The organism is Priestia sp. D51, from assembly GCF_053345675.1.
This window is the reverse complement of record NZ_JBLTIR010000005.1, coordinates 64,873-76,878: the sequence shown is the minus strand read 5'-3', so window position 1 is coordinate 76,878 and position 12,006 is coordinate 64,873. Positions and strand designations below refer to the sequence as shown.

General features: G+C 39.0%; 13 protein-coding genes and 1 riboswitch. Of the genes, 12 read left to right on the top strand and 1 reads right to left on the bottom strand.

Annotated features, from left to right (window positions below):
• The first annotated feature begins 69 nt into the window (after positions 1-69).
• On the top strand, positions 70-987 hold the full coding sequence (locus ACNHOZ_RS20105; protein ID WP_028412084.1) for a proline dehydrogenase family protein: 918 nt from the start codon (positions 70-72) through the stop codon (positions 985-987).
• Positions 988-1,066: 79 nt separating this feature from the next.
• Here the strand turns inward: ACNHOZ_RS20105 and ACNHOZ_RS20100 are convergent, their stop codons facing one another.
• Positions 1,067-1,216, bottom strand: a complete 150-nt coding sequence (locus ACNHOZ_RS20100) for a YuzL family protein (RefSeq protein WP_013059660.1) — start codon at positions 1,214-1,216, stop codon at positions 1,067-1,069.
• Between the two features lie 184 nt (positions 1,217-1,400).
• Here ACNHOZ_RS20100 and ACNHOZ_RS20095 point away from each other — a divergent pair, with 184 nt between their 5' ends.
• The 11 genes from ACNHOZ_RS20095 (at position 1,401) to ACNHOZ_RS20045 (ending at position 11,903) form a co-directional block, all read left to right on the top strand.
• Positions 1,401-3,782 carry a 3-hydroxyacyl-CoA dehydrogenase/enoyl-CoA hydratase family protein gene (locus ACNHOZ_RS20095; protein WP_176344946.1) on the top strand — a complete coding sequence of 794 codons (2,382 nt, stop codon included), beginning with the start codon at positions 1,401-1,403 and terminating at the stop codon, positions 3,780-3,782.
• A 12-nt stretch (positions 3,783-3,794) separates the two neighbouring features.
• Positions 3,795-4,973 carry an acetyl-CoA C-acetyltransferase gene (locus tag ACNHOZ_RS20090; protein ID WP_014457877.1) on the top strand — a complete coding sequence of 393 codons (1,179 nt, stop codon included), beginning with the start codon at positions 3,795-3,797 and terminating at the stop codon, positions 4,971-4,973.
• A gap of 23 nt (positions 4,974-4,996) precedes the next feature.
• A complete protein-coding gene (locus tag ACNHOZ_RS20085; RefSeq protein ID WP_033580444.1) occupies positions 4,997-6,781 on the top strand; it encodes an acyl-CoA dehydrogenase family protein in 1,785 nt (594 codons plus the stop codon).
• Positions 6,782-6,896: 115 nt separating this feature from the next.
• The gene (locus ACNHOZ_RS20080; RefSeq protein WP_028412087.1) at positions 6,897-7,253 is read left to right on the top strand and encodes an arsenate reductase family protein; all 357 of its coding nucleotides are present in this window, start codon (positions 6,897-6,899) and stop codon (positions 7,251-7,253) included.
• A 135-nt stretch (positions 7,254-7,388) separates the two neighbouring features.
• Positions 7,389-7,772, top strand: coding sequence for a glycine cleavage system protein GcvH (gene gcvH / locus ACNHOZ_RS20075; protein WP_014457880.1), 384 nt, complete (start codon positions 7,389-7,391; stop codon positions 7,770-7,772).
• A 79-nt stretch (positions 7,773-7,851) separates the two neighbouring features.
• Positions 7,852-8,097 carry a YusG family protein gene (locus tag ACNHOZ_RS20070; protein WP_014457881.1) on the top strand — a complete coding sequence of 82 codons (246 nt, stop codon included), beginning with the start codon at positions 7,852-7,854 and terminating at the stop codon, positions 8,095-8,097.
• 181 nt (positions 8,098-8,278) lie between these two features.
• On the top strand, positions 8,279-8,629 hold the full coding sequence (locus ACNHOZ_RS20065) for a toprim domain-containing protein (RefSeq protein WP_025752660.1): 351 nt from the start codon (positions 8,279-8,281) through the stop codon (positions 8,627-8,629).
• Between the two features lie 14 nt (positions 8,630-8,643).
• The gene (locus ACNHOZ_RS20060; protein WP_033580445.1) at positions 8,644-8,943 is read left to right on the top strand and encodes a thioredoxin family protein; all 300 of its coding nucleotides are present in this window, start codon (positions 8,644-8,646) and stop codon (positions 8,941-8,943) included.
• 180 nt (positions 8,944-9,123) lie between these two features.
• A riboswitch (SAM riboswitch) is annotated at positions 9,124-9,231 on the top strand.
• A gap of 131 nt (positions 9,232-9,362) precedes the next feature.
• Positions 9,363-10,388, top strand: coding sequence for a methionine ABC transporter ATP-binding protein (locus ACNHOZ_RS20055; RefSeq protein WP_255906086.1), 1,026 nt, complete (start codon positions 9,363-9,365; stop codon positions 10,386-10,388).
• Complete coding sequence (locus ACNHOZ_RS20050) at positions 10,381-11,049, top strand: methionine ABC transporter permease (RefSeq protein ID WP_016765829.1); 669 nt, start codon at positions 10,381-10,383, stop codon at positions 11,047-11,049. Before ACNHOZ_RS20055 ends, ACNHOZ_RS20050 begins: the two co-directional genes overlap by 8 nt.
• 17 nt (positions 11,050-11,066) lie before the next feature.
• Positions 11,067-11,903, top strand: a complete 837-nt coding sequence (locus ACNHOZ_RS20045) for a MetQ/NlpA family ABC transporter substrate-binding protein (protein WP_255906084.1) — start codon at positions 11,067-11,069, stop codon at positions 11,901-11,903.
• The last annotated feature ends 103 nt before the right edge of the window (positions 11,904-12,006 follow it).

Genomic DNA, 12,006 nt, shown 5'->3' with positions numbered 1-12,006 from the left:
AAATGGTAAAATTAATGATAATTAGATAAAATTTGTGAGGTGTATGACAAGTGAAGGCGGGGGGTTGCTTTGGAACAAACGATAAGAAACTTTTTTTTATTGTTATCAAAAAGCAAAAAGTTAACAAAGTTAGCTAAGCGCTATGGTTTACGTTTTGGGGCAGCAAGGTTTGTTGCAGGGGAAACCATCGATGAAGCTGTTAGTGTGATAAAAAAGCTAAATGAACAGGGATTAAAAGTAACGATTGATTATCTCGGAGAGTTTGTGGAAAGTGAAGCTGAAGTCAATAATGCTGTGGCTCAATGCATAAAGGCCATCCATCTTATACACAAAGAAAGGTTAGATTCAGAAATTTCTTTGAAATTAACGTCTATGGGACTTGATATTTCTGAAGATCTGGCGCTTCATCATATGCGTCATATTCTAAATGAAGCGGAAAAATATAGCGTGTTCGTGACGATTGATATGGAAGATTATAAGCGATGCAGCAAGACGATTAAGCTGTTTAAACAATTAAAAAGTGAGTATGACCACGTAGGGACGGTACTTCAGGCATACTTATATCGAACAGAAAGTGACGTTCGCGAATTAGATGCTTATGCTCCTAAATTAAGGTTAGTAAAAGGAGCGTACAAAGAAGCGGCAGACGTGGCTTTTCCTGATAAAGAAGACGTAGACGAAAACTTCAAAAACATAATTGGACTTCATTTATTAAACGGTCACTACACAGCAGTTGCTACTCATGATGAACGAATCATTCAGTATACAAAAGAGTTTGTTAAAAAGCATGGAATTTCAATGAATCAGTTTGAATTCCAGATGCTATACGGTATTCGACCAGAAAGGCAGGTTCAGCTCGTAGCAGAACAATATCAAATGAGAGTGTACGTTCCTTATGGAACGGACTGGTATGGGTACTTTATGAGGCGCCTTGCAGAAAGACCTGCAAATGTCGCATTTGTCTTAAAAGGAATCGTAAAAAAATAACCATGAAATGGTCGTGATGACAGAATAAGAAATAGTCAAAAATCGAACATGATTCGATTACTCATGTTCGATTTTGAGGTTAATGTCCTTGTGTATTATGCTTTGTGTACTGCTGGTTTTGAGATGTCTTTTTGCCGCGTCCGTGCGGTTCATTAACCGGTCCAGCATTTCCTTTAACGCTTGCTGCGCTTACGCCTGCTGAAGATGGATCTTTCTTTAATTTACTCACAAAATCACCTCCTGTGTATTAAGATAACCAAACACATAAAAAATAGTTAGAGATAATATTGTGAATATATTGCGAAAATTTAAAAAATGCTTTATAGTAAAAACAGAGATTAACAGTGACTCTCTTTTTTTACACATAAAATGAATGACCATTCATTCAATATATCAAAGGGGATGTGGGGATAATTATGAACATAAAAAAAGCCGCCGTTTTAGGTTCAGGAGTTATGGGCTCTGGAATTGCAGCTCATTTAGCGAATGTAGGAATTCCAACGCTTTTGCTAGATGTGGTTCCAGCTTCATTAACACCAGACGAGGAAAAAAAACAGCTAACGCTTGAAGATAGGCAAGTCAGAAATCGGTTGAGCACAACTGCTTTAGCTAAATTAACGAAGCAAAAACCGGCACCTTTAACGTCGAAGTCGTCACTATCGTTAATTACGCCGGGAAACCTTGAAGATCATTTACAGCAGTTAAGCGACTGCGATTGGATCATTGAAGTAGTAGTGGAACGCCTTGATATTAAACAGCAGTTGTTTGAAAAAATTGACGGCGTACGAAAAAAAGGAAGTATTGTAAGTTCAAATACTTCAGGAATATCGATCCACGAAATGGCTAAAGGACGCTCAGAAGATTTTAAAGCGCATTTCTTAGGAACGCACTTTTTTAATCCACCTCGTTATTTAAAGTTATTAGAAATTATTCCAACTCATGACACAAAATCAGAAATTGTTGAATATATGAAAACGTTTGGTGAAGATGTATTGGGTAAAGGAGTAGTTATTGCAAAAGATACGCCTAACTTTATCGCCAACCGTATCGGTACGTACGGTTTACTTGTGACCGTTCAAGAAATGTTAAAAGGTAATTACAGCGTGGGAGAAGTTGACTCTGTGACGGGTCCCTTAATTGGAAGACCAAAAAGCGCAACGTTTCGAACGTTAGACGTAGTGGGACTAGACACATTTATTCATGTGGCCAACAATGTGTTTGACAAAGTGGAAGGCAAAGAAAAAGAGGTATTCGACGTGCCTTTATTTATGAAACAAATGCAGGAAAATGGCTGGCTGGGAAGCAAGTCGGGGCAAGGCTTCTTTTTAAAGAAAGGCAAGGAAATTTTAGAACTTGATCCTAATACACTTCAATACGTCGAAAGAAAGAAGTTAAAAACAGCTTCTACCGAATTAAGTAAGCAGGCAAAAGGGCTGCAAAACAAAATGAAAGCGCTTATATATTCTGATGATCGTGCTGGACAGCTTCTTTGGAACATTATCAGCCCCGTTCTTGTGTATGCAGCACAGTTGAAAAATGAAATCGCCGACGATATCGTCGCCATTGATCAAGCTATGAAGTGGGGATTTGGCTGGAAAATGGGTCCTTTTGAGACGTGGGATGCAATTGGTTTAGAAAAATCAATTGAGAAGATGGAGCAGTCTGGCTTAGCCATCCCGCAGTGGGTAAAACAAATGCAGGAAAATGGATTTACAAGCTTTTATAAAGAAATGGAAGGTCAAACGCTTTACTACGAAGAGGATGAGTATAAAGCAGTAAAAGAAAATAAAAAGGTGATCCACCTGTCATCTTTACGCTCTCAAAATAATGTCATTTTAGAAAACAGCGGAGCGAGCTTAATTGATTTAGGAGATGATGTGGCATGCCTGCAGTTTACTTCTCCTAACAATGCGATTGGGCTAGATATTATCAGCTTATTGAATCAGTCTCTTGAAGAAGTGAACAAGAATTATAAGGGGCTGGTCATAGGAAACCAAGGAAAAAATTTCTGCGTTGGCGCTAACTTAGCTATGATTTTGATGGAAGCACAAGATGACAATTATTTTGAAGTTGAGCTTGTCATTAAACAATTTCAACAGGCAATGATGAAGGTGAAATATAACGAAAAGCCGGTTGTTGCAGCTCCATTTGCGATGACTCTTGGAGGCGGAGCAGAAATTTGCTTACCGTCAGCTAAAATCCAAGCTTCTGCTGAAACTTACATGGGCCTTGTAGAAGTAGGAGTCGGGTTAATTCCTGGCGGAGGAGGTAACAAGGAGCTTTATATCAAACAGCTAAATGGTTTACCGAACGGTGTAACGCTCGATCTTCAGCAAATTGCCAATAAAACATTTGAAACAATTGCTACTGCAAAAGTATCTACTTCTGCTGCAGAAGCTAGGCAGCTAAACTTTTTAAACCGCCATGATGCTATCAGTGTAAACGGAGATCACTTGCTGAATGATGCAAAGAACTCAGTCCTTGCTTTACACGACACGGGCTATAAACCGCCTGTAAAAACTAAAGTTCCTGTCGTTGGAGAAACAGGATATGCAACGTTGCTGCTAGGAGCTCAATCCATGAAATATTCAGGATATATATCAGAACATGATTACAAAATTGCTAGTAAGTTAGCATTTGTATTAGCTGGAGGACGCGTAGCGTTTGGTTCCGAAGTGGATGAAGAGTATTTGCTTGATTTAGAGAGAGAAGCATTTTTAAGCCTTGTTGGAGAAGCGAAGTCTCAAGAACGTATGCAGCACATGTTAGTTAAAGGAAAGCCACTGCGCAATTAAGGGGGAGAAAAAATGAGAGAAGCAGTTATTGTAGCAGGTGCTAGGACACCGGTCGGAAAAGCAAAAAAAGGTTCATTGGCAAGTGTTAGACCTGATGATTTGGGAGCTATTGCGGTTAAAGAAACTCTTCGCCGAGCAGGCGGATACGAAGGACCGATTGATGATTTAATTATTGGTTGTGCGATGCCTGAGGCAGAACAAGGTTTGAATATGGCTCGAAATATTGGCGCTCTTGCAGGTTTGCCTTATACGGTGCCAGCAATAACGATTAATCGTTATTGTTCATCAGGTTTGCAAAGTATTGCCTACGGTGCAGAACGAATTATGCTAGGGCAAGCCAAAGCAGTGTTAGCTGGAGGAGCAGAATCAATGAGTTTTGTTCCGATGTTTGGAAACGTAGCGCGTCCGAATGTTCAGCTGGTTGAAAATGCGCCGGAGTATTATATGGGCATGGGACATACAGCAGAACAAGTGGCGATGAAATACGGCATTTCACGTGAAGACCAGGATGCATTTGCCGTACGCAGCCATCAAAAAGCAGCAAAAGCACTTCAAGAAGGGAAGTTTAACGACGAAATTGTTCCCGTAGAAGTGACGCTTCGGAAAATCGATGAAAACAATAAGCTACGTGAACAAAAACTGATGTTCTCTCAAGATGAAGGAGTTCGTCCTGGCACAACTGCGGACGTATTAGGGAAACTTCGTCCAGCCTTTTCGATTAAAGGATCCGTCACAGCTGGAAACTCTTCGCAGACAAGTGACGGAGCTGCATCCGTTTTTCTAATGGATAAAGAACAAGCTGAAGCAGAAGGCTTAAAGCCTTTGCTTAAGTTTCGCTCATTTGCAGTTGGAGGAGTTCCACCTGAAGTAATGGGGATTGGCCCGGTAGCTGCCATCCCTAAAGCTCTTAAACTAGCAGGGCTGGAGCTTTCTGATATCGGATTGTTTGAATTAAATGAAGCATTTGCTTCTCAAGCACTTGGCGTTATTCGTGAATTAAATATTAATGAAGATAAAGTAAATGTAAACGGAGGCGCTATTGCCTTAGGTCATCCATTAGGCTGTACTGGAGCAAAGCTGACTCTTAGCTTAATGCACGAAATGCAGCGTCGAAATGAGCAGTTTGGAATTGTCACCATGTGTATTGGTGGAGGAATGGGAGCTGCTGGTGTATTTGAATTGTTAGCATAATCATTTCAAAGGGGGATATGAACATGTCAAATAAAACAAAACAAATGATTAAAGGTGGAAGTTTTTTAATTGAAGAAGGCGATGCAAGCCGCGTCTACACGCCGGAGGATTATACATCTGAACAAAAGATGATTGCCAAGACGACAGATGAATTTGTAGAAAATGAAGTCCTTCCGCAAGTGGAATATTTAGAAAAGCATGAATTTGACCGTTCTGTAAAGCTATTAAAACAAGCTGGTGAATTAGGCTTGCTTGGTGCAGATGTACCGGAAGAATACGGTGGGCTTGGTTTAGATAAGATTACTTCGGCTTTAATTGCTGAAAAAATGTCTCGAGCAGGCGGATTTTCCATCACTCATGGTGCTCATGTAGGAATTGGGTCATTGCCAATCGTCTTATTTGGAACAGAAGAGCAAAAACAAGCATATTTACCTGCTTTAGCGGTAGGGGAAAAAATAGCGGCTTATGCGCTGACTGAACCGGGTTCTGGTTCGGATGCTCTCGGTGCTCGAACAACAGCTCGCCTTAACGCAGAAGGTACACACTATGTGTTAAATGGAGAAAAGCAGTGGATTACGAATGCTGGATTTGCTGATGTATTCGTGGTGTACGCAAAAATTGACGGCGATAAATTTTCTGCTTTTATCGTTGAGCGCGAATTTCCAGGCGTTTCGGTTGGCCCGGAAGAGAAGAAAATGGGAATCAAAAGCTCATCAACCAGAACGTTGATTCTTGAAGATGCGCTTGTTCCAAAAGAAAACGTGCTAGGTGAAATTGGAAAAGGCCATGTGATTGCCTTTAACATTTTAAATATTGGGCGCTATAAGCTTGGAGTTGGAGCAGTTGGAGCAGGGAAACGTGCGTTAGAAATTACGTCTCAATACGTTAACCAGCGTCAGCAGTTTAAAACGCCAATTGCTAAATTCTCATTAACACAAGAAAAGTTAGCCACAATGGCTTCTAAATTGTATGCAACTGAAAGCTCCGTATATCGTACGGTAGGACTTTTTGAAGACCATATGGGCCAGCTTTCAGAAGAACAGCAAAAAGACGGAAAACAAATTGCTGCTTCCATTGCTGAATATGCTATCGAATGTTCATTAAATAAAGTGTTTGCCACGGAAGCTCTTGACTACATTGTAGATGAAGGCGTGCAGCTTCATGGAGGCTACGGTTTTATGAGCGAGTATGAAATTGAGCGTCTGTATCGCGATTCTCGCATTAATCGTATTTTTGAGGGAACAAATGAGATTAACCGTCTTTTAGTACCAGGCACATATTTACGCAAAGCGTTAAAAGGAGAGCTTCCACTGCTTCAAAAAGCACAAACGCTTCAAGAAGAATTGATGATGCTTATGCCGCAGGAAGTAGGAAATGAGCCGTTAGATCAAGAAAAAATGCTTGTGCAAAACGGGAAGAAAATTGCGCTCTTGCTTTTGGGATTAGCTGCACAAAAGTATGGCAAAGAATTAGAAAAAGAACAAGAAATTCTCGTTAATATTTCTGATATGATTAGTAACGTATATGCAATGGAATCTACTGTTTTACGTACTGAAAAAGCCATTTCCAAAACAGGAGTAGATCAAAACAGCTTAAAATTAAAATACACGCAAGTATTCTGCCAAGAAGCATTTAATCGAATCGAAGCAGATGCAAAAGAAACGTTAATTGGCGTTGAACAAGGTGATACGCTTAGAGTCATGCTTTCGTCTCTTCGCAAATTAACTCGCTATACACCAATCAATGTAATTAGCGTAAAGCGCGAGGTTGCAAAAACGCTTCTAGAAGTAGAGAAATTCACAGTTTAAGGAAAAAGGAGCTCGTTTTGCGAGCTCCTTTTTGTTTAAGAAGCCTCTATCTAGGTAAATGATAAAGGATGTGTTAAAATACGAAAAAAGCTTAAAATAAAGGGTGGTTGACGAAATGTCATTATTTTTTTATTCATATCCAAAGTGCGGTACGTGCCGAAAAGCAAAGAAGTGGCTCGATGATAACGGAGTAGCATATGAAGAAATTCATATTGTAGAAAATCCGCCAACAAAAGAGCAGCTGCAAGCTTACTATCAGAACAGCGGCCTAGAATTAAAAAAATTCTTTAATACAAGCGGTAAAAAATATCGCGAGTTAGGTCTTAAAGATAAAGTAAGCAGTGCGAGTGAAGACGAACTTCTGTCTATTCTTGCGTCAGATGGCATGTTAATTAAGCGTCCGCTGCTAACAGATGGACAAAAAGTAACGCTTGGTTTCAAAGAAGAGCAGTTTGAGGACGTGTGGAAGTAAGTTTTCAAATAGAAAATTTTTACCTTTTACGTTACACTGTTAATAGGAAGTTATTTTAGGTTGTAGAAAGTGTTCTCCACGTTGAAGGCGCTTTTTATATAAACAAATTACGATACATATTTTGGAGGGATTAAGATGAGTACACCAAAAGATTTGCGTTATTCTGAAGAGCATGAATGGGTAAAAACAGAAGGAGACGTTGTCCGCGTAGGTATTACACATTTCGCTCAAGCTGAGCTTGGAGACATCGTATTCGTTGAACTGCCAGAAGTAGGAGCAACAGTAGAAGCTGACGAGCCGTTTGGTAGCGTTGAATCAGTAAAAACAGTTTCTGAGCTTTACGCACCAATTAGCGGTGAAGTTGTAGCAGTAAACGACAACTTAGGCGATAGTCCTGAACTTGTTAATGAATCTCCATACGAAGAAGCATGGATGATTACAATCAAACCATCTGATGCTTCTCAAGTAGACAAGCTGATGACAGCAGAGCAATACGAAGAAATGACAAACGAAGGATAATATTCCTCCATAAATTGTCTTTATGAAAAGTTTTTGACTGGACACTCTATTAGTAAACAAGCTAAAGGAGTGTCTTTTTATGTTTGAAAAACAAAAAATGGACGTTACAGATCGCGTTACAGCTAAATTTCATGACGGCGGTATGAAATTATACGTTGATAAACAGCCAATTGGTGAAGTTAGCTACGGAACAAGCGGCAATGAATACCGCTTTGAAGAAGGATATTCGCAAGAAAATAATAAGTTCTATCAATACGCGGACGTACAAAAACAAGGTGAAACGCAAAAATATACAGACTGCGATGAAGAAGCAGGATGGTGCTAAACAGTGGCAACTGCCGCTGTTTTTCTTGTTTTATAGAGATAATATGGCCTAAACTGCCTTTTAAAAGAGTTCTTTCTTGCAAATTTCTTTTAAAAAACAGGTGAACTGTGATACATTAACGAATATTGTATAGCATAAAGAAATGATGTTACTATACAACTGACGATTATGGGTGATGAAAATGGGGCTAATTGAAATTGAAAAAGTAATTATTGTCGAAGGAAAGTCAGATAAAAAGCGTATTCAAGATATCATTCGAGAACCAATTGAAATTATTTGTACAAACGGTACGATTAGTTTATCAAAGCTGGATGAAATTATTGACTGTACGTTTAACAAAGAGGTATACATACTCGTTGACTCTGATGATTCAGGGAATAAGCTGAGAAAACAATTTAAACGAGAGCTTCCGGAAGCAGAGCATCTATATATTGATAAAATGTACCGAGAAGTTGCTGCCGCCCCTAGACATCACATAGCAACAGTATTGCTGAGTGCCAATATCGATGTTAATGCAGAATTTTTAACATAAAAGGAATGAGCAACATGCAAGAATGGAGCGAAAAACAGCTGGATGATCAGTTAAAAGAAGGAGAAAGAGCCTTTATCTTTTTCCATACGCCTTTTTGCGGGACATGTCAGCTGGCAAAAAAAATGTTAACCGTGGCAGAAGCGATGCTGCCGGATGTAACCATCGGAATGAGCAATTTAAATTATATGCCTTCAAAAGCAGAATTATTTTCTATTGAAAGCGTACCTTGTTTGATTGAAGTGGAAAATGGTGAAATGGTAAAAAAACTCTACGCGTTTCATTCCATCGAGCACGTACTCGAGGAGCTTCGATAATCAAACGTTTGTTTAAAATGAAGAAGTGGAAAGAGAGCGAACCGTTGGGGCTGTTGAAATCTTGGGATATTATCCCAAGAATAAAATCTGTTGACAGCCTATCTGACACATGCTAAAATCACACTCATGAATGTTCATAAATGAATGAATATTTCCCAAAAACAAAATAATTGTTGCGAACTCTTATCAAGAGAGGTGGAGGGACTGAGCCCTGTGAAACCCGGCAACCGTCAGACTAACTGAAATGGTGCCAATTCCTGCAAAGCTATGCGCTTTGAAAGATGAGAGAAAGGATTAAATATCGAGCCTTTCTGTCATGCGCAGAGAGGCTTTTTTAATGGGGAAAATTGTTTTACGGCTTTTTCATCCTATAGGGCAACCTAATATAATTAAGTTTTTATTAAAGAAGGTGAAGAAATATGATTACATTAACAGACGTTACAAAAATTTATCAGGCCAAAAGCGGTCAAGTAACAGCTGTTGATAATGTGAATCTAACCGTTAACCAAGGTGAAATTTACGGAATTATTGGTTATAGCGGAGCGGGGAAAAGTTCTTTGATTCGCTTGCTAAACGGATTAGAAACACCAACGACAGGAACGGTCGAAGTAGCAGGTAATGATATGGGAAAAATTAAAGGCGGAAAACTCAGAAAAGCTAGACAAGAAATTAGTATGGTATTTCAGCACTTTAATATCTTGTGGTCGCGTACGGTACGAGAAAATATTGCCTTTCCGTTAGAAATAGCAGGGATTTCAAAAGAAAAAAGAATGAAACGAGTAGACGAACTTATTAAGCTAGTCGGGCTTGAAGGGCGTGAAGATGCTTATCCATCACAGCTTAGCGGCGGACAAAAGCAGCGTGTTGGGATTGCTCGAGCGCTAGCGAACAATCCAAAAGTATTGCTTTGTGATGAAGCAACATCAGCGCTTGATCCTCAAACGACAGATTCTATTTTAGATCTGTTAGTAGATATTAATGAGAAGCTAGGGTTAACCATTGTATTGATTACTCATGAAATGCACGTCATTCGTAAAATTTGTCATCGAGTAGCCGTTATGGAAAATGGGGCAGTAGTAGAAGAAGGACAAGTGCTAGAAGTATTCAGAAAACCTAAGCAGCCGATTACAAAACGATTCGTTCAACAGATTTCTGAACCAGAGGAAACGTTTGAAACGATTGAACAAGTAAAAGAGCTGTATCCAAGCGGGCAAATTATTCAGCTGACGTTTGTTGGCGGAAAAGCAGAGCAACCGCTCATTACAACGATTTTAAAACAGTTTGATGTAACGATTAATATTTTGCAAGGAAAGATTTCTCATACACAAACAGGTTCATACGGGACGCTGTTCGTTCATTTAGACGGAGAATTAACAGAAGTTGAAAAAGTCATTGCATACATTCATGAGCAGCAGGTAGAAGTGGAGGTAATGACAAATGCTTGAGAAACTATTTCCAAACGTTATTTTAGATGATTTTATTCAAGCGACAAATGAAACACTATATATGACGGCTATTTCAGTTGTAGCCACATTTGTTCTAGGTATTTTATTGGGCCTGCTTTTATTTTTAACGTCCAAAGGACAGCTTTGGCAAAACAAACCTTTATATGCCATTGTGTCGGCGGTTGTAAATATCTTTCGTTCCATTCCATTCATTATTTTAATTGTTTTACTGATTCCATTTACCAAAGCATTGGTAGGAAGTATTTTAGGCGCTAATGCAGCGTTACCGGCTTTAATTGTTGGAGCAGCACCATTTTATGCGCGTCTTGTAGAAATTGGTCTGCGTGAAATTGATAAGGGTGTTATTGAAGCTGCTAAATCAATGGGAGCCACAACAAGCACTATTATCTTTAAAGTGCTGTTACCTGAATCGCTACCAGCTTTGATTTCCGGTTTGACAGTAACAACCATTGCGTTAGTAGGCTATACGGCAATGGCGGGTGTGATTGGAGCTGGAGGTCTTGGAAACCTTGCATATTTAGAAGGATTCCAGCGCAGTCATAATGACGTAACGCTAGCCGCTACGATCTTAATTTTGATTATTGTATTTATTATCCAACTTATTGGAGATGCGATTACTGCAAAAATTGATAAAAGATAAAGGGAGGATTATTTATTATGAAAAAATGGCTTTCAGCTTTAGCGTTAACATCTGCGCTAGTAGTAGGATTAGCGGCGTGTGGATCTAACAATGGATCAAAAGATGAAAAGAAAATTGTCGTGGGTGCATCTAATACGCCTCATGCTGAAATTTTAGAACAAGCAAAACCTATTTTGGAAAAACAAGGAATTGATTTAGAGATTAAAAAATTCCAAGATTACATCTTACCGAACACAGCTCTTGCAAACAATGAAATTGATGCAAACTACTTCCAGCACGTTCCTTATATGAATTCAGTGCTAAAAGATCATAAAGGTGAAAAAGGGTATGATTTCGTAAGTGCCGGTGCCATTCACATTGAACCAATTGGTATCTACTCTAAAAAATACAAAAGCTTAAAAGATCTTCCGAAAAACGGCACAGTTATTATGCGTGATGCAGTAGCAGAGCAAGGACGTATTTTATCGATTTTTGAAAAAGCTGGCGTGATCAAATTAAAACCAGGCGTAAAGAAAACAGACGCACAAATTAAAGATATTGTAGAAAACCCTAAGAATTTAAAATTTAAAGCCGATGTTGAAGGCGGATTGTTACCTCAAATGTACAAAAACAATGAAGGTGACGCTGTTGTTATCAATGCTAACTATGCTATCGATGCTGGTTTAGATCCAGTAAAAGATCCAATCGCAGTGGAAAGCAAAGAAAACAACCCATATGCAAACATCATTACGGTTCACAAAGGTGACGAAAATAAAGGTACAGTGAAAGCTTTAGTAAAAGTTCTTCACTCTAAAGAAATTCAAGACTACATTAAAGAAAAATACAAAGGCGGAGTATTGCCGGTAAATAAATAATAGAAGAAAAGCGCTTGCCCACTCTGGGCAAGTGCTTTTTTGTATGCATCAAAACGAATAACTCTTATTTTTCTCACGCATACTAACCGTGAAAACTTTACTG